Origin of the sequence: uncultured Chitinophaga sp., assembly GCF_937898475.1 — a bacterium.
Lineage (GTDB): Bacteria > Bacteroidota > Bacteroidia > Chitinophagales > Chitinophagaceae > Chitinophaga.
In genome coordinates this window covers 212,204-232,348 of sequence record NZ_CALEJS010000011.1, presented here as the reverse complement: position 1 = coordinate 232,348, position 20,145 = coordinate 212,204, and the positions used below count along the sequence as shown (strand labels likewise).

General features: G+C 50.9%; 10 protein-coding genes and 1 tRNA gene. 8 read left to right on the top strand and 3 right to left on the bottom strand.

All coding sequences use genetic code 11. From position 1 onward, the window contains the following. The first annotated feature begins 48 nt into the window (after positions 1–48). Together Q0577_RS02620 and Q0577_RS02615 are read left to right on the top strand one after the other, a co-directional pair. Positions 49–249 (top strand): hypothetical protein, encoded by a 201-nt coding sequence (locus tag Q0577_RS02620; RefSeq protein WP_298732521.1) that lies wholly within the window; start codon positions 49–51, stop codon positions 247–249. Between the two features lie 64 nt (positions 250–313). Continuing rightward, positions 314–386, top strand: a tRNA-Gly gene (locus tag Q0577_RS02615). Between the two features lie 70 nt (positions 387–456). Here the strand turns inward: Q0577_RS02615 and Q0577_RS02610 are convergent. Then, entirely contained in the window at positions 457–4,800 is a 4,344-nt protein-coding gene (locus Q0577_RS02610) for a two-component regulator propeller domain-containing protein (protein WP_298732520.1), read from the bottom strand. A 226-nt stretch (positions 4,801–5,026) separates the two neighbouring features. Between Q0577_RS02610 and Q0577_RS02605 the strand changes: the two genes are divergently transcribed. From Q0577_RS02605 to Q0577_RS02580, 6 genes are all read left to right on the top strand, one after another. Next, complete coding sequence (locus Q0577_RS02605; RefSeq protein WP_298732519.1) at positions 5,027–7,447, top strand: TIM-barrel domain-containing protein; 2,421 nt, start codon at positions 5,027–5,029, stop codon at positions 7,445–7,447. 205 nt (positions 7,448–7,652) lie between these two features. Further along, positions 7,653–8,987: a glycoside hydrolase family 88 protein gene (locus Q0577_RS02600; protein WP_298732518.1), complete on the top strand. Its 1,335-nt coding sequence runs from the start codon at positions 7,653–7,655 to the stop codon at positions 8,985–8,987. Between the two features lie 38 nt (positions 8,988–9,025). After that, positions 9,026–12,190 carry a TonB-dependent receptor gene (locus Q0577_RS02595; RefSeq protein ID WP_298732517.1) on the top strand — a complete coding sequence of 1,055 codons (3,165 nt, stop codon included), beginning with the start codon at positions 9,026–9,028 and terminating at the stop codon, positions 12,188–12,190. 4 nt (positions 12,191–12,194) lie between these two features. Beyond that, positions 12,195–13,709, top strand: a complete 1,515-nt coding sequence (locus Q0577_RS02590; protein ID WP_298732516.1) for a RagB/SusD family nutrient uptake outer membrane protein — start codon at positions 12,195–12,197, stop codon at positions 13,707–13,709. 32 nt (positions 13,710–13,741) lie between these two features. Continuing rightward, entirely contained in the window at positions 13,742–14,800 is a 1,059-nt protein-coding gene (locus Q0577_RS02585; protein ID WP_298732514.1) for a glycoside hydrolase family protein, read from the top strand. Between the two features lie 4 nt (positions 14,801–14,804). After that, complete coding sequence (locus Q0577_RS02580; RefSeq protein WP_298732512.1) at positions 14,805–17,537, top strand: glycosyl hydrolase; 2,733 nt, start codon at positions 14,805–14,807, stop codon at positions 17,535–17,537. Between the two features lie 223 nt (positions 17,538–17,760). On the opposite strand, the gene Q0577_RS02575 is transcribed toward Q0577_RS02580, so the two are convergent. Both Q0577_RS02575 and Q0577_RS02570 read right to left on the bottom strand, forming a co-directional pair. Continuing rightward, positions 17,761–18,528: a hypothetical protein gene (locus Q0577_RS02575; protein WP_298732510.1), complete on the bottom strand. Its 768-nt coding sequence runs from the start codon at positions 18,526–18,528 to the stop codon at positions 17,761–17,763. Between the two features lie 23 nt (positions 18,529–18,551). Beyond that, positions 18,552–20,111, bottom strand: coding sequence for a RagB/SusD family nutrient uptake outer membrane protein (locus Q0577_RS02570; RefSeq protein WP_298732508.1), 1,560 nt, complete (start codon positions 20,109–20,111; stop codon positions 18,552–18,554). Between the last annotated feature and the right edge of the window lie 34 nt (positions 20,112–20,145).

Genomic DNA, 20,145 nt, shown 5'->3' with positions numbered 1-20,145 from the left:
GATTATTATCTGACATAATGTAAGTTTGCAACGCGAAAAGAAAAATCTATGGAACAAAACACGATAGAAAATAAGAGCGACTTTTCCCGTGACTGGGTTGCATCCTCCCGTTTCCTGTTTTATGTGAAAGTATTTTGTATACTGGCTTTTGTGTTGGGTGGTTGCTATAACCTGTACAAGCACCGTTATAAGGGAAAGCCTGAAGTAGCAGTGCCTGAAAGCACCCTTTACAATCCCAAGTATAAATAATTTGGATATTTCGGACTCTTTCTTATTTTTGCAGTCCCGAAAACAAAAAAGATAGTTCTTATCAGCGGAAGTAGCTCATTTGGTAGAGCACGACCTTGCCAAGGTCGGGGTGGCCGGTTCGAGCCCGGTCTTCCGCTCAGCAAAAAAAATAGAATAAAGGCCTTACAAGGGCCTTTTTTCATTTGTACCCATCCCACACTCATGTTGTTATCCCGCTTTTACACGTTTCAGGTAAGCAGATGGCGGTATGCCGAATTGCGCCTTGAAACATTTACTGAAATAGAACGGATCGTTCATGCCAACTTTATAAGCCACCTCCGATACGGTATAATCTCCAGTATTCAGCAGCGTAGCAGCCTGCTTTAATCTTACCAGCCGGATGTATTCATTGGGAGAGTAACCGGTGAGGCCTTTTACTTTTTTATAGAACAGCGTTCTGCCCAGTTTAACGGCAGCTGCAAAGTCATCAACAGAGAATTGGGTATTGTCCAGGTTCTTTTCAATGATAAAATGCAGCCGGTCCAGGAATTTACGGTCTGCTTCATTCTCCGCGATGTTCACTTCAAAAAAGCCGGGATCATTGGAGAAACGTTTCCTGATCTTTTCTCTCTGTTCGATAATGCGGATGATATTGGTCAGCAGAAAGCGTGTACTGAAAGGCTTTGGTATGTAGGCATCTGCTCCTGCGTCGATGCCCTGCAGCTGATGTTCCCCGGAAGAGAGGGCGGTCAGCAGCACTACCGGTATATGGCAGGTCTGGAACTCTGCCCGGATGCGGCGGGTAATGTCTAAGCCGTTCAACTCCGGCAGCATTACATCGCACACCACCAGGTCTGGTGCCAGCTCAATGGCCTGCGCCAGGCCATCGCGCCCGTTGTTGGCCGTATGTACATGGAAGTAATGCCCCAGCTGTTCTGCCAGGTAATCGCAGATGTCGGGATTGTCTTCAATGACCAGTATCCTGTAACGGGAAGAGGGCTCCGGTATATTCATGCCTTCTGCATCTGCGATATAGGCCGCCTGCAGTACGCTGGTTATTGTAGTTGTGTTGTTCAACGCCTCCGGTGTGGCCAGCTCGTCTGCTGTATACAGATCACGGGAAAGGGGCAGTGTGATTATAAAGGTAACACCTGCTCCGGCATTATTGCGGAAGCTGATACTGCCATGATGCAGTTCTGCCAGTTCCTTGGTAAGCGATAATCCTATACCCGTTCCCGTAGGAGAGAAGCTCAATTGTGTGAAGCGCTGGAAAACCTGTTCCCTTTTACTTTCAGGAATAGCAATGCCGGAGTCAGACACCTGGATCTGCAGCTGCCCGGCATTTTCATCTATCAGTGCGCGTACGGTGATGCTGCCATTGGCAGGGGTGAACTTGTGCGCGTTAGACAACAGGTTGTACAACATCTTATCCAGCTTGTTATCATCCAGCCACATGGTATACTCCGGCAAATTGCTGGAAAACTGCAGGTGGATCTGCTGTTGTTCAGCAAGGTCATTGAAGCTGTCGCAGAGGTCCTGCAGGAAGGAGATGACCTCCACTTCCCGTATCTGCAGCTTCATACGCTGGTGCTGAAGCTTGCGGAAGTCCAGCAACTGATCGGCCAGGCGCATGAGGCGTTGTACATTCTTCTGCATGATGTGCAGGTGCCGCCCGTTATGTAAGGCCCCCTGGCGGTTGTCCAGCAGGTTTTCCATGGCGCTGACGATCAGGGACAGCGGCGTACGGAACTCGTGTGATATATTGGTGAAGAAATTGAGCTTGTACTCTGTCAGTTCTTTTTCCAGCGCAACGGCGTGTTGTAAACGGAAGATGCGTTTGCGTACAAAACTGATGGCCGCTATCAGTCCGCTGATCACACAGATGTACAGTATAAAAGCCGGTGTAGAGCGCCAGAAGGGCGGCAATACGGTGATGTGGATAGCGGCTTCCTGTTTGCTCCAGCTGCCGTCATTGTTAGTGCCTTTTACACGGAAGGTGTATTCGCCCGGGGGCAGATTACGGTAGGTGGCTACATTATAAGCGGCAGGCGGGTTCCAGTCCTCTTCATAATTTTCCAGTATATAGGTATACTTGTTCTGTTGCGGATTGCGGTAGGCCAGTGTGGCGAACTCGATGCTGAACACTTTCTGATTGGGCTCCAGGGTGATCGTTTGTGCAGCGTTCAGCGCCTGTTGCTGCGGGCTGCTGCGTTTCAGCGGATTGCCGGCAACACTGAACCCGGTGAGCACTACCGGTGCATCGCCGCTGTCTGTATGCATCAGTGCGGGATGACAGCTGTAAAAGCCATCCAGGCTGCCCCAGAGATGCTGTCCATTTCTTCTTTTACAGCAGGCAGCTTCTGTAAAGAGATTGCCGAGAGTGGTATTGGAGAAGTAAAAGATCTCAAAGGTGTTCTTATCCGGATTAAAACGGGTGAGGCCATTTTCGGTACTGATCCACAGATCGCCCTGTTCATCTTCCAGCATGCCATTTACAATATCATGCGAAAGTCCCTGTTGGGTGCCAAAGGTCTCAAAGTAAGCAGCACGGTCTTTAGTGGCAGGAATAAAGCGGCTGATACCGCCGCCGGAAGTCCCCGCCCAGATACGGCCTTTATGATCTTCGCAGATGATCTTGACTACATTGCTGGTTAGCCCGTTGGGCTGCCCGGGATCTGAACGGTACAGGGTAAACGCTTTGTTGTTTTGCAGCAGCGCCTCCGGCCGGAAGCGCAGCAGGCCGTTGTTGGTACCCGCCCATATATTTCCCTTGCGATCCTGCCGCATACAGCGTATATCCTTCAATGTTTCATGTGTGCCAAAGAAGTTACGGAATGAAATATGCTGCCCGCCGTTGTAGACAGCGAGATTCAGTCCACCACCAAAGGTGCCTATCCACATACGCTGCCGGCTGTCTTGCAGGATGGTATACACCTGGTTGTTTCTACTGGCGCCGGGCGCCGGTTCCGGTAACTCAAAATGGCGGGCCGCCTGCTGCAATGAATCCAGGTGTGCGATGTACAGTCCCTGGCCTTTGGACCCCAGCCAGATGAAACCTTTACTGTCCTCCTGTATGCAGTATATATTGGGGCTTTGCCCATGGAAGAGGTGGGAGAGCGGACGTATGTTTTCCAGTGCAGGGTCATACAGGTACAAGGCGCCGTTCTTGGTGGTCACCCATATATTACGGCGGCTGTCTTCAAAGAGTGTTTTTACAATATTGGCGCTGTAAGGCCTGTGATTTTTTGTGTCAGGATAGAGATGCGATACAGAGAATGATTGTGGTACCAGTTTGTTAAGACCTGTATGTTCCGCCCCTACCCAGATCAGACCGGAACGATCTGCGAGTATGCTTAAGAGATAGTTGGAGCTAAGGCCGTTGGCATTGTCGCCGTTATGGCTGAAATGCTGCAGCGTATCCCTGAGACGGTTGTAACAATACAGTCCGCCGCCATAGGTAGTAAGCCAGGTATTTTCTTTATGATCCGTTTGAATGGCAAGGCGGTCATCATCCACCTGGTGCATCACCTGCGGGGAGACCAGTGTAAAGCGGCGTGATTGCTGCCTGCGTATATCGTAATACCATACAACGCCTGTATGATTATTAAGCCAGATACCCTGTGCTGCGCTGACCGTGATATCTGTATGGCCGGATATAAGCTCTTTAAAGACCGTTTGTGCGCTGTGCACCTGGCCGCTTTTTAACTGCAGTATCCAGGCGCCTTCGCCCTGCGTACCCAGCAGCAGCTGTTCAGGATTAAGGAGCGCGCCACTGCTAAGCTGCAGGGAACGGTCCATAGCCAGTTTATTGAATTGCCGTTGCTGGAGGTGGTAGGTAAATATGCCGTTGTTGCGGGTAATAAAATAAAGGCGGCCATTAGCGGGCAGCGCCTGTATAAAATCATATCTGCTCTTTTCCCTGTAGGCCGCTGTAATGCTGCCATCCGGGTTTAAAAGGTACAGTCCATTGGCCGTACCGACCCAAAGATGGTGCATTACATCTTCAAACATGAAATTTACCTGGTTGCCTGCGGGAAGATCATAATGGCGGGTAGTGAACACCCCATTCTCACGGCGGATGCGCAGGCATCCGCTTGCGCGGCCATATAGCCAGGTATCGCCGCCGGTGCTTTCAAACCATTGTTCAAAAGGCAGTTGCTCCTTAGCCTGGCCGTATTCGATAAAATCTTCCTTTACCGGGTCAAAGCAATGAAAGCGGCCTTCAAAGGTCTTTACCCAGATAAACCCATGACGGTCTTCATGCAGTTCACGGATGCGGGTATCGCTGATGGAATGAGGGTTGCCGTATTCGGGGCGGTATACTACAAACTTTTTGCCATCGTAACGGTTCAGGCCATTCAGGGTGCCGATCCAGATGAAGCCTTTTTTGTCCTGCAGGAGGCAGCGTACCGTGTTCTGCGAAAGTCCGTCGCGCGTGGTCAGCTGTTCCAGGCATATGTTATTATTCAGGCGGGCGGGCTCAGTAGGTTCGCTGGTGGCAATAGCAGCCGTGGAGGGTAATAACAGGAATACGCAGCTGCAAATGTTGGATAGACATTTGGTTAATCTCATAACGGGAAAAATTCCAGATCCCAATATCCAAATTCCAGGCATCCGGTTTTGATATCCAAGGTGCTTTCAGGATCCGGTATCTGGAATTTGGGATTTTAATTCCGGAAATGCATCCTATACTTTCCCAGTGGGCGCGTTACTGCGTACATTTTTACAGTATAAAGTCAATTTCTCCATGTTGCCGGCTGCGGTTTCCTGTCATCTTTACACTTTCAATGACGGACATATGCGGAAGACATTTTTTATACTATGTACGGCAGTCTTTTATGCATGGCAGGTTTTTGCGCAGGCAGGAGATTATCGGCAGGATCTTAAGCGGGAAGGCAACATCTTTCATTTTACCACTACAACAGGGCAGGTGCAGCTGGAATTCTGTACACCCTCCCTTTTCAGGGTAAGAATGAGCCGTAACGGCGGCTTTGCCCCCAGTGAGCCGTGGATGGTGATGCAGTATCAATGGAGCCAGGTGCAGGTACAGGTATCGGAAACAGCGCAGCAATTCCGGTTGCAGACCCAGGATCTCTGCATTATCGTACGGAAAAAACCTTTTGCTATTGATGTATGGAGCTCCGACGGAAAACTGCTATCCGCAGAATCCGGCCTGTCAGGCAATGGCGCATTTTTAATCGGCGATACGGCCGCCTGCCGTAAGACTCTGCAGCAGGATGAACATTTCTTTGGTTTCGGTGAGCGCATGGATTTTTTGGACAGGCGCGGCAAAAAAGTAAAGCTGGATGTGGGCCGCGGGGCAGGTATGCCGCACATTACCGGCGCCTATAATATACTGGCCGCCAATTATAGTCCGGTACCCTTTTTTATGAGCACCCGTGGCTATGGTATCTTCCTGCACACCAGTGTGGCTTCTTCGTGGGATATGGGCCAGGCGCGACCGGATCAATATAGTTTCAGCGCACATGAGGGCAACGGAGAGCTGGACTATTACTTTATATATGGTCCCCGTTTTGCCACCATCCTTGAACAGTATACCCATCTGACCGGGCGTTCGCCTCTTATGCCCCTGTTTGCGATGGGACTACACGTGGGTACTTACAGCGGCGGTACCTGGGGGCATGAAAGTGAGACCTCCGATGCTTATGTAATAGCGCTGGCCCGGCGTTTCCGCGCGATGGGCATACCGGTGGATATACTTTTCCTGGATTCTACCTGGCGGCTCTTTGGCAAGAACGGCGGTAAAGGCGCTACCAGTTATGAATGGCGGGAAACGTTCCGCGACCCGCGTGCCATGATGGATAGTTTGTACGCCCTCCATTTTAATATGGTGGGCCTGCACATACGGCCGCGGCTGGATAACGGGTTGCATAACCGTTTACTGGATAGTGCCGCTGCACTGGGCTATACCTATCCGGAAGCCAACAGTGCGGGTGAGTTCCTGAACTTCTTTGACTCTACTGCGGTGAACTGGTGGTGGCGGCATGCCGCTATGAAAGTAGCGGGTATGGGCGCCCGTTTCTTTAAAACAGATGAGGGCAGTGCATTTGGTCACCTGGCCAATGAAAGTAACAAAACGGGTCCTACAGATGCCAAAGCCAGGCAGCTGCATAATATATTCCCCATTGCCTATGCTAAAGCGGCGTATGAAAAATTTGCGCTTCACAACGGTATGCGCGGCATGAACCACACACGGGAGGGATATGCAGGCATCCAGCGTTATCCTTTCATTTTTGCGGGCGACTGGCCCAGCGAATGGCAGTATTTTGAACCGGTGATCCGCGCTGGACTGAACATTAGTCTTTCGGGGGTGGGATACTGGGCGCATTGTATGGGCGGCTTTGAGCATCCGGCAGATCCTGAACTGTATATACGCTGGTGTCAGTTCGGAATGCTGAGTCCCGTGGCCATGTTATTCGGGATGGATCACCCGGGATATAAAGAGCCCTGGAACTATGGTAAAGAAGCGCTGGAGATTGTTACACAGTACACCCGTTTACGTTATCAGCTGCTGCCCTACCTGTATCAGCACGCTTATGAGATGTATGCCACCGGAATGCCGCTGATGCGTGCACTGGTACTGGAATACCAGGACGATCCCAACACCTATAATATCACTGATCAATACCTGCTGGGCAGCAGCATTATGGTTTGCCCCGTTACGCAGAAAGGGGCTGCCACACGGGTGGTTTACCTGCCGGAGGGGAAATGGATAGATTACTGGAGCGGAAAACGTTATGAAGGCAAACAATACCTGAATGTACTGACGCCTCTTGATAAAATACCGCTGTTCATTAAAGCCGGCAGTATTATTCCCACACAACCCGTATTGCAATACACCGGAGAGAAAACCATCGACACAATAACACTGGATATCTATGCCGGTGGCAACGGCGTTTGCCGCCTGTATGAAGATGATGGTAAGAGTCTGCAGTACCGGGAAGGACAGTTTGCCATTACAGCAATCAGCAGCACAACAGCACCCGGTGAAATAAGCATTCACTTTCAGCCTGCCAGGGGTAAGTACCACAGCACGCTGAAGGGCTATCAATTGAAAGTACATCTGCCTGCCCGGCCATCGGCTGTAATTACTGCCAATAAGAACCGCTGGGATTATGACAGCGTATCGCAAGTATTGCACATTACGGGGGTACCGGCAGGACAGGAAAACCGGGTGACTGTCAGATTTTCCATGTAATTGTATGATCCTCCATTGGTACAGCTACCGCCTGCCGGTAATTTAGGCCCTGAGTTGATACAGATGGAGCATCCATATAAACAACAGGAAAATATGAAGCGCATTGCGAAGCTGAAACGGCTGGAGCGGATATTGATACTGGCCTTCATCCTTGTTTGTGCCCTGTTAATATATTTTCTGACAACCGGATAAATACTATCACAAGATGGATTACATAAACAGCCGGGGACTGTTCCGATTATTATGCTTTTTTTGTATGCTGATGGCGGGGACGGATGTTGTACATGCCCAGCCACCAGCTTCCACCGAAGCAGTATTAAGAAAGATAGCCAACCGTATTGTGCAAAGCACGCCTTACCAGTTCATTGATCCCAATACACAGCAGACCTATAGCAACCTGGCGGGAGTGCCTTTCTCTATGGACATGAAGGTGAAAAGCCAGTATAACGACTGGCACTATACCAACGGGCTGTTGCAGATCGCGATGATGGAGCTGTCGGATCAGCTGAAGGATACGCAGTACCTCCGTTATGTGAAGCGTAATATGGAGTTTGTCTTTGACACGGCCAACCTTTCTTATTTCCGCAGGCAGTACAATACCTGTATACAGCGTCCGGATGGCGATGAAAAAGCGCGCCGGTATTCCTGGCATATGTTCTTCCGCATGGTACGGCTGGATGATTGCGGCGTGATAGGTGCCAGCCTTATTGACCTGTACCAGCGGGATAAACGCGCCGCTTACAAAAACTATTTCGATAAAGTAGCGGAACACCTGCTGCAGCGGGAGCCCCGCCTGAAAGATGGTACCATTGCACGTTTATGGCCGCATGAAATGACGATATGGGCAGACGACCTGTATATGAGCGTATGCTTCCTGGCGCGTATGGGGCGGCTCAGCGGCAACCGGCGTTATTTTGATGACGCAGCCAGACAGGTGATCCAGTTTACCCGCTATCTCTGGGATGCAGAGAAGCAGCTGTACTATCATTGCTACCATTCTGATGTGCAGCAGCATGGGGTAGCTTACTGGTCAAGGGCCAATGGCTGGGTCATGATGGCGCAGTCAGACCTGCTTGCGGTATTACCGGCTGACCATCCCCAGCGGGCAGCACTGCTGAAGATCTTTCAGCAGCAGGCCGCAGGTATTGTGCGGTACCAGGGGCCATCGGGTTTGTGGCGGCAATTGTTAGACAAAGGAGACGCCTATGAAGAAGTAACGGGAACGGCTATGTTCACTTATGCCCTGGCCACCGGTGTTAAGCGGGGATGGCTACAGCGCGACTACGCCTATGCGGCGGAGCAGGGTTGGAAGGGCATTCTTACAAAGATCAGCGATGCGGGAGACATAAGCGGTATTTGTACGGGTACCGGTATTATGCCTTCGCTGGTATTTTATTATAACCGGCCCTTAGAAACCAATACGCCTATGGGGGAGGCGCCGGTATTAAGAGCAGGTATTGCGATGATGGACCTGCCGCCGTTCAGGGATCCGCCGGCGCATTTACAGTATCCGCGTATCCGGGCAAACAGGAATGAATAATTAATCATTAAGCATTCATAATTAAGAATAGATTCCACATGAAAACTGATACTAACCGCAATTGTGCAGGGCGGCCTATATTGTTTTGGCTGCTATGCCTTGCACTCCTATTACAACATCTTCCGGGGTATGCCTTCCAGGGCAAAGAGGGGGTAGGGGGCCGGGTTACAGACCAGCTGGATCATGTCCCGTTGCCAGGGGTGAATGTCCGCATAAAGGGGAGTAATAAAGGCACGGTGACGGATGGATCGGGACAGTTCTTTGTTCCTGCTAAAACCGGCGATGTGCTGGTGTTCACCTATGTAGGTTATGAAAGCAAAGAAGTGACCTTAACCGGTGCAGCGGAGATCTCTGTCAGCATCACTAAAAGCAACCAGGATCTGAACGAGGTGCTGGTTGTAGGTTATGGCACACAGAAGAAAGCCAATGTTACGGGGGCTATTGCCACCCTGAACGCACAGCACCTGGACGAGCGCCCTATTGCGCGGGTAGACCAGGCGCTGGTAGGGCAGATGGCCGGCGTGCAGGTAAAGCAGATCAGCGGTGCCCCGGGTAAGGGCTTTCAGATAAAGGTGAGAGGCACCGGCTCTATCAATGCAGGTACAGAGCCGTTGTATGTAATAGACGGTTTTCCGCTGGATGTATCCAGCGCCAGTGCCAGTGGCGGTTTTGCCCAGGGCTCTGCGCTGGACAATATCAACCCTAACGATATCGCTTCCATACAGGTACTGAAAGATGCTGCGGCCGCCGCTATCTATGGCTCGCGCGCGGCGAACGGTGTGGTGATCATCACCACCAAATCCGGCAAGTCAGGCAGGAACCGTATGGAGTTCAACACGTATGTGGGGTGGCAGGAAACCGTGAAAAAACTGGACCTGCTTTCTGCAGAAGAATGGATAGACCGGGCACGGGAGATCATTGACTACAACTATGTGAATCCGGCGCTGGGCAGGCTTGCCAGCGATGACCCCGAAGTAAGGCGGCAAAAGCTGGGAGGTTTTGATTTTAACAGGATCTATGATGAACGCTGGTATCAACCGGGACACCCGGGATTACGGTATGTAGACTGGCAGGACGAATTGTTCCGCAGGGGAATGGTGCAGAGCTACCAGCTGGCGGCTTCCGGCGGTACGGATAAGGTTACCTACCGCATCTCCGGCGATTACCTGAACCAGGAAGGTATAGTCATCCACACAGGGTATAAAAGATATTCCTTCCGTTCCAATGTAAACCTGAAAGTGAATGAGCGCATCAACCTGGGCCTTAACCTGGCGCCTTCGTATAGCGTGGTCACAGACCCGGGCGCAGAAGGTAAAGATCAGCAACTGCATAAGGCTGTGAGTGCAACGCCTGTGGTGGAAGAAAGTGCAGGACTGGAAACCGGTGTTGTGCCCAACCCGCGTTATACCTGGGCCAGTACCACGGTGAGCCCCGTGGCCGTGCTGCGTGAACAGATGGGAGAGGAACGTACGCTGCGTACACTGGGTAGTATTTATGGCGACTATAAACTGCTGGACGGACTGGTGTTTAAGAGCACCCTGAACCTGGATAATGCAGATTATCGCCGTAAAGCTTTTTCGCCCAGCGTGATCAGGAACGGTAACGCGGGAACGGGCTCTTCCCGCACCTATCGTAAAACCACACTGGTAAATGAGAATACTTTATCCTATAACAAGCGCCTGGGCAGTCATGATATAGCCGCTGTAGCCGGTTACGCCTATAACCAGACGAATTTTGAAGAAGCCAGGATAGGCGGCTCCAATTTCAGCACAGATGATATCTATACGTTGAACGGTGCAACTACACTTACACTATCAGATACGTATACACGGGAAACCAAGAATGTGCTCATCTCTTATTTCGGAAGACTGCAATATGGTTACCGCGACAGGTACCTCCTGTCTGCTTCCCTGCGCAGGGATGGTTCTTCCCGTTTTGGCGCCAATACCAAATGGGGCATCTTCCCGGCGGTATCTGCCGGATGGCGGGTACTGGAGGAACCGTTCATGAAAGGGCTGCCCCATGTAAGCGAATTGAAACTCCGCGGCAGCTGGGGACTTTCCGGTAATAACAATATAGGCGACTTCAGCCAGGCGGCTCTGCTGGGCTTTTACAACTATGTGCTGGGCACCGGCGAAGGCGCATTGGTAAAAGGGCAAACAAGCTCCAATATCCCGAATCCTGACCTGGGCTGGGAGAAATCAGAAACCATTGATGCAGGTCTTGACCTGGGGTTATTTGATAACCGCATCTTTGTTTCTTTTGATTACTACCGTAAGCTGAATACAGACCTGCTGTTAAATATACCGGTGGCAGCGGTAACCGGTTTCAATACGGCTATCACCAACATCGGTAAAGTGGAGAACAAAGGATGGGAGCTGGAGCTATCTACCCGTAACCTTACGGGTAAGCTGGAGTGGAGCACCAACCTTAACCTGAGCCACAACACCAATAAAGTACTGCAGCTGGGGCCGAACAATACACCCATCATCTACGGCAATTTTGATAATATGGGCCATCATATCACCACCGTTGGCCAGCCGATAGGCGCGTTCTATGTAATAGAAACGATCGGTGTGCTGAAGACGGCTGCAGAAGCAGCATCCAGCCCGATCATTGCCGGTGAGGAAGCAGGTGATCCCAAATACCGTGATGCCAACAATGATAAGGTGATCGATGTAAAAGATGCCGTAATAATGGGACAACCGGATCCTACCTATGTATGGGGCATTACCAACAATTTCAGCTACAAGGGCTTTGACCTGAGCTTCCTGTTCCAGGGACAATGGGGCAATAAGATCTATTCCACATTTGGCCGAGCCATAGACCGTATGGGAAGCGGTATTGTAGATAATTCACTGGGTATATGGCGCGACCGCTGGCGTTCTGAATCGGATCCCGGCAATGGCATTGTGCCCAAGGCCTGGCCCATTACATACGGGCGCCTGAAGGATTCACGCTGGTTGTACAATGCGAGCTACTGGCGTTTGAGAACAGTTACGATGGGATATAACCTATCTAAACTGCTAAAACACATTCCAGGTGTGAACGGCGCCAGGATTTATGTGTCTGCTGAAAATATATGGGGAAAGGATCATTATACCGGTGGTTTTAACCCGGAAGCAATCAATGATTCAGGCGATGATTACGGAGCTTTCCCGCTCGCGAAGTCATTCATCTTAGGTGTTAACATTTCATTCTGAGCTTATGCAACTTACAAACGCTGCAAAACATCAACTGCATGCCATAAACTGGTGGATGCTGCTGATCATCCTCATCCTGAACAGCTGTACAAGCAAGCTGGATGTAAAGCCGATCTCTGATCCCAGCGTGGAAAACTTTTACCGTAACCAGCAGGATTTTGAGCAGGCGGTGAATGCTGCCTATAACGGGCTGGGTACATATCCTACCCGTCACTTCTTTTTGTCGGAGATAAGGTCTGATAACATGTATGTGCCCGGAGACGGCGGTACCTACGACTGGAACCCGGTGAACAACTTCATTGTAAATGCTTCCAATACGCTGATGTCAAGTGCATGGAGTGATTGCTACAATACTATCATGCGTTGTAATTCCGTACTGGACAATATTAACGAACAGAAAGTTCCAGATCAGGCTGCCCGCGATCAGCTCACAGGAGAGGCAAAGTTCATCCGCGCGCTGATGTATTTTGACCTGGTGCGTTTCTTTGGCGCCGTACCGAAGATCACGAAACTGGTGGGTGCTGCTGAAGCGCAGGAGATTGCCCGGTCTCCGGTGAGTGAGATCTATGACGTGATCATTGCAGACCTGGAATCCGCCAGCCAGCTGTTACCAGACACTTACAGCGGAGCGGCCAAAGGCCGCGCTACCCGTTATGCCGCTGCGGGTTTGCTGGCGCGGGTGTATCTTACCCGGTCCGGGCCGGTGTTATTTGACAAAGGGCCGGTGCTTAATTCCAATGAGTATGGCAAAGCACGTGATCTGCTCAGGAGCATCATCAACAGCGGTAAGTATGCTTTTATCAGCGACTATGCACAGATCTTCAGTTATGATAATGAGAACAATTCCGAATCCCTGTTTGAAGTGCAGTTCAAGAGCGGTGGCACAGGTACAGGAACGGTGATACCTGCGGAAATGCTGCCTACCGTATATATGCGCGCCGCCAAGATACCTGTACAGGGCGGTAATGATTTTAAATTTGTATCCAATGATCTGCTGCAAAGTTACCCGGTAGCAGATATGCGACTGGCGTTTAATATACTGCAAGGCTACACCGATGAGGGTGGTAATTTTGTGAACCAGAATTATTTTAAGAAGTTTCTCGATCCCAAACGTTATGGTGTAGACCTGCGCGACTGGGGCATTAATCAGCCTGTATTACGTTATACTGATGTGCTGATGATGTATGCAGAAACATTGCTGCATACCGGCGGCAGCCAGGCAGAAGCAGATAGTATTGTAAACATGGTGCGCACCCGTGCAGGTTTGCCTGCTGTGAACGGCGTGAATGCAGACCAGTTACTGGAAGAACGACGCCGGGAATTTGCCGCAGAAGGGCTGCGATGGCATGACCTGGTTCGCACGGGTAAAGTGGTGACCGTGATGAATGCCTGGATGGCGAAAGAAGATGAACGCCATGTAATGAAGCCGATGCAGCCAGCGTATATACTGTATCCCATTCCGCAGACGGCGATTAATATCAGGCCGGGATTGTATGAGCAGAATGAGGGGTACAATTAGCCGGTATAATTTGTAATTTAAGCGGACCACTTATGAAAAGACGAACCTTTATTACCGGATTGGGCGCTTCGCTCCTGTATGGAAAACTTGTTGCCGTTGCGCGAAGCGGAGATCCCGTGTCTGCATTCGGCAAACACCTGCAGCCGGTAGGGCGTGCGCTGGAGATGAAGGATTATTATGTATGGTGTAACAGCCCCATAGAAGGTCCGGATGGTAAGATACACGTTTACTTTTCCCGCTGGCCTGCGGCACGCGGTATGGGCGGTTGGATCAACTGCTCTGAGATTGCCCATGCGGTTGCGCCTGATCCGGAATCACCTTTTGAGTTTGTGCAGACTATACTGTCGCCAAGAGGTCCGGGTTACTGGGATGCTACTACCTGTCATAATCCGCATATACAGCACCTGAACAACCGTTACTACCTCTTTTATATGGGCAATTCCAACGGCAGGACCAATACCAAGCGTATAGGCCTGGCAGTGGCAGATTCGCCCTACGGCCCCTGGTCGCGCAGCGATCAGCCGATATTGGAAGCCGGCCCGGCAGGCGCCTGGGATGATCATTGCACTACAAATCCATCACTGGTGCATCACCCCAATGGTGAATACTGGCTATACTATAAATCCTGGAATACGGCGGAGTATGAACAGGCAAACGGCGCTATCAGGGGCAATCGTAAATACGGCCTGGCTGTTGCACAAAAGCCCGAAGGCCCTTATCATAAGTATCCGCAAAATCCTTTAATAGATTTTTCGAAGCTGGGAAACAACAAACAACTGGAAGATGCCTTTGCCTGGTACGGGAACGGGCGGTTCAATATGCTGGCCAGAGATATGGGCGTGTATGATCAGCAGTCAGGATTATACATGGAAGCAAAAGATGGATTGCAATGGTCTTTTCCTTCCATTGCTTATTATAATGTAGCTCACTATATACAGGAACCGCCCCCCGCACCGCATCTGAAAAGATATGGCCGCTTTGAAAGACCACAACTACTGATGCACAAAGGCAAACCCGCTTACCTTTTTACCGCAGCACAAGGCGGACAATACATGACGGCTTCCGCTTTTATATTCAGGATAAAACCATGATACCATGCGTATGTACAGGAAAGGACTACTGACCGGATGTTTACTGATCATTTGCCTCATGGCCAAAAGCCAGTTGAACTGGCCACGTGCTACAAGAGAGGCGCAACCCTGGACACGCTGGTGGTGGCTGGGCAATGCGGTGGACAGTGCTAATCTCTCCTATAGCCTGCAGCAGTTCCGAAAGGCAGGGATAGGAGGTGTGGAGATAACTCCTATCTATGGCACCAAAGGTTTTGAACAGCAGTTCATCAATTTTCTGTCGCCGCGGTGGATGCGGCTATTAGGCTACACCATCAGTGAGGGCAAACGTCTGGGCATTACCGTAGATATGAATACGGGTACGGGCTGGCCTTTTGGCGGACCGGATATCCCCCTGAAAGATGCCGCCGGTAAGGTGTATTTCAGGGAGTTCACAATGCAGGGTGGTGAATCGCTCAAAGCGCCCGTACGCTATGAAGGCTCCAGCCAGCAACCGGCCCCTTTGCAGGTATTAATGGCGTATGGTCCGGCTCATCAGAAGCTGAACCTGACAGCGAAAGTAGATGCAGCAGGTAAACTGCAATGGACAGCCCCTCCGGGCAGCTGGCAGCTGGTAGCCCTCTTCAATGGAAAGACCGGACAGAAAGTAAAAAGAGCTTCTCCCGGCGGAGAAGGATGGGTGATGGACCATTTCTCAAAGCGGGTGGTCAGCGGCTATCTGCAGGGATTTACAAAGGCATTTACACAAACACATACACGGATGCCGCATGCATTCTTCAATGACTCTTATGAAGTGTTTGGTGCAGACTGGTCTGCTGATTTGCTAGCCGAGTTTGCCCAACGCCGGGGATACCAACTGGAAGATTACCTGCCCGCATTTCTGGGACAAGGTAATCCTGATACGGTACGCCGTGTGGTGAATGATTACCGCGTTACACAGTCTGATATGCTGCTGGAAAATTTTACGCATAACTGGGTAAACTGGGCGCACCAGCTGGGTAGCACTACCCGCAACCAGGCGCATGGTTCGCCGGCCAACCTGCTGGACCTTTATGCGGCGGTGGATGTGCCCGAATGTGAATCGTTCGGCACAACGCATTTCGATATACCAGGACTACGTGTAGACAGCAACGAAATAAGGCATACTGAGTCTAATCCCCTGATGCTGCGCTTTGCCGCTTCTGCAGCGCATGTTACGGGGAAGCGTTATGTATCGGCAGAAAGTTTTACCTGGCTGACAGAACATTTTAAAACAGCTTTGTCGCAGTGCAAACCGGAGCTGGATAACCTTTTGTTGTCGGGCGTGAACCATGTGTTGTTCCATGGCACGCCCTATTCTCCCAAAGATGCACCGTGGCCGGGATGGTTGTTCTATGCATCTGTGGAATTCTCTGAAGCGAATACTTTCTGGCGTTATATGCCTGCTTTCTGTAGTTATATTACCCGTGTGCAATCTTTTCTGCAGGATGGACAGGCAGATAATAATGTGCTTTTATACTGGCCGGTGTACGATGTGTGGCAGTCGCCCATGGAAAACCAGTACTACCAGTTTGTGATAGGTAAGACATCGGAATGGATGAAGCCTTTCCCTTTTTATGATGCAGCTGCAACATTGGTAGAGAAAGGCTATGGCGTTGATTTTATATCAGACCGTCAACTGCTGCAAACCAAAGTGGATAAAAAAGAGATCCTTACAACAGGGAACCGTTATAAAACCATTGTAGTACCTGCCTGTAAGTATATGCCGACTGCCACCATGCAACAGCTGGTGAAGCTAAGTAAGGACGGCGCTACGGTAATATTCCTGGAACACCTGCCGGGAGATGTGCCCGGACTTCACCAGTTAAAGCAACGCAGACAGGCACTGCAGGCGTTGAAGCAATCTGCGAAAGGTCATGTCATTACGGCTAGTACTGTAACGGCAGCGATGGCTGCTGCAAAGATAGCCCGTGAGCCGATGGTGGATGAAGGCTTGCGATATGTTCGCCGCAGACATAGTACAGGGCACTATTACTTTATTGCCAACCAGCAGGGCAGGGAGACAGACGGGTGGATAGCGTTGGGCACTGCTGGTCGTGCTGCTGCCTTGTTCGATGCCTATAGCGGAAACAGTGGCATTGCACGTACCAGGGAACAGCACGGACGTACGGAGGTATACCTGCAACTGAAACCCGGTGAATCAGTGATCATTAAAACGGATACTACGGGGGCATTACGGGGTGCCGCCTGGCCTTATACGCAGCCAGCGGGCACACCGCAGGAGATCCATGGAAAGTGGGCGCTTTCTTTTACGGATGGTGCGCCGGCTATTAATAACAGGTTTACACTGGATAGTTTGTATTCATGGACATTATTGCCGGATAGTGCGGCTAAGATATATGCGGGCGCTGCGCGGTATCGTATCAGTTTTGACAAGCCGCCTGCTGCAGCGGATGATTGGGAACTGGACCTGGGAACGGTACGGGAGAGTGCCGTGGTACGTTTGAATGGGCGGATAGTAGATACATTGTGGGCATTGCCGTTTAGTGCACGGGTAGGTGCGTTTTTAAAAGAAGATAAGAATGAGCTGGAAATAGAAGTGATCAATTTACCGGCTAACAGGATAGCGGATTATGACAGGAAGGGGAAAGAGTGGCGGATATTTTATGAGATCAATTTTGTAAATGTATTTTATAAGCCGTTCTCCGCGAAGGACTGGGCGCCGGTGGAGTCTGGATTGTTAGGGCCGGTGCGGTTGAAGCCGTTGAAGAAGATTTGAGGTTGGGGGGATGGACGGCCCCCGCAATGACGCCCATAAATCACCCACATTAAAAAGCCCGCCGGCAATTCTGCCGGCGGGCTTTATTTTATCCATCCTCAACGTATCAACCTGTGTTCTTACGTGTTAAATATACAGTTCGTTTGAAAGAGACGACCGGGGCTAGACAACCCCGGTGATTGCATTATTCATATTTAAACTAAAACCTGTGTTGATAACGACCTCAGTAGTTAAATCCTTTGCGTTTGAACATCCAGAGGTTGCGCCAGCCATCGCCCTGCTGGGCCAGGGTGAGCTCATTCTGGTTCAGGGTAACTACCACGTAGGTGATGCCAGCGCCATAACTGATGTCTGAACCTAATATCCTGATGGTCCTGTTTAGCGTGTCGAGTACGAACAGGCCTTTGGTAGTACCGGTGGGCGTTACTTTCGTGAAGTTGGCAGCGCCTTTCAGGTCAAAGGTCATTTCATCACTGGCCACTCCCCAGCCGGTAACATCGGCGGGGGTAGGCTTCCACCATTCAGGGGCGGCGGCGCCGCCGGAGCCATTGCCGTAAGGAGCGCCGCCGGGTGTGTCCATGGCCCATACCCATGTTTTGCCCTGGTCACCATTGGTGAGCAGGTTCCACATAGGACTGCTGAAATAGCCGGGATCATTTTCTGTAACGGTGATCTGGATGGAGTCCTGTACGGGACCACCACCCGCATACGCGGTGTATTTGATATAGTAAGATCCTGCAAACGGAATATTGATAGTGTCTTTAGCCTTGTTGGAAAAACCGGTGCCATAGTCCCAGAAGGGCAGGGCGCCTTTGGTTTTGCTTTCCAGGTATACCACGTTGTCGTAACCTGCTTTTTGTGTAACAGAGAATTCCATTTCAGATGACTGCATAGGTGCAGGCAGATCGTCGCGATCTTCCCGCGGATCACAGGCGGCCAGTGCGCACAGCGCCAGGCAGGAATAAAAGATATTGCTGATGTTCGTTTTCATTACGTGTTGTTTTGGCTTGGTCATTATTGATTCCATCCTTCGTTTTGCTTCAGGGTACCGTTAGAGAGGTTTAGCTCCTGCTGTGGTATCTGGAACAGTCCCTTTGTTTCGGGCCGGAAGTTTACCCTGAACTGCGGGTCAGGATTGTTGTCGCTGATGGCTTGCTGGGCTACGGGTATACCCTGGCGGAGCAGGTCCCAGTAGCGGTGGCCTTCCAGCGCAAGTTCATAGCGACGTTCGTCCATGATCAGCTTTTTACCGGCGTCACCGGCAGACAGTGTTCTGCGATGGGTCTGATCCAGGAAGGCGCGGTCGCGCACCATATCGTAGTAACGCTGCGCTTTACCCAGGTCGCCATCCAGGTTCAGCTCTGCACCCATTAGCAGTACATCGGCAAAGCGGATGGCTACGTAATCGTAGAAGTTGTCGATCTGGAAATTACCATTGTGGTCTTCCGCTTTCATGTCCACCATCGGCATATACTTTTTCCACATGTAGTTGGTCTTCTGTGGATACACTTTGGGATAGTCCAGGTTTTCACCGGTGATGGAGATAATGGAACCTGCGCGGCGGGTATCGCCCACTTCAAACGCTTCCCACAGTCTGGGGTTTACCGGACCGGCTCCCCATCCCATGTAGTAAGGACCTACGGCGCCATCGCGGAAGCCGATCATCACCTGCATGCGGTTGCCATCGTGTTTGTCCCAGTTGCCCAAGCCTTTCCAGGTGTATTTGATGGCGAATACGGTTTCCTTGTTATCCTCGCCCACAAAGCGGGAGAGGGATGCCTGCCACAGGCGGGGGAAGGAGTCTACCAGTCCATGGCCGCTGGTATTAATCACATCATCAATGTAAGTGCGTACATCCTGTTTGGTAACGATGCCGGGTATATCGGGTTGGTTGTAATAGCCGGTGTAATACAGGAACACTCTTCCCAGCAAAGCGGCTGCCGCCCATTTTGTTACGCGGCCGTATTCTGCCCGGGGAATGGCGTTGTAGGGGGTGCTGGCCAGGTTGTCTGCCGCAAAGCGCAGGTCGCCGGCTATCAGTTTGTACACGTCTTCCGGTTTGGCCTGGGGAACATTGTATTCGCCGGGCACCAGTGGTGTTGTTACCAGGGGCACATTACCGAACATGCGTACCAGGTCAAAGTAGAAATAGGCGCGCAGGAAGCGGGCTTCTGCTTCGTAGCGTGTTTTGAGTGCCGCATCGCTGCCCCAGTTCACGCCTTCCAGTTTGGAGAGCAGGATATTGGCGCGGTAGATACCGGTGTAGTATTTGGTCCAGTTACCGAGGTTGGTATTGTTGTCGTTCTCGAAACGGTCCCATCTTTTCCAGGCAATATCCGTTTCACTGCCGCCGCCAAAGCAGTTGTCGCTTGCTATTTCAGATACCAGCTGTATATTATCATAGTCGCCGTACTGCAGCTCGTCATAAGCTGCTACCAGGCCTTCGAGGGCATCCTGCGGCGTTTTGTAAAAGGTTTCTTCCACCTTCCGGTCTATCGGCTCCCTGTCCAGGAAGCTCTTGGAGCAGGAGAGGGCGGTGGTTAATATGATTGCAGATACTATGAACTTCTTCATCCCGAAATAATTTGATGTGTTGCGTAATGGTTTA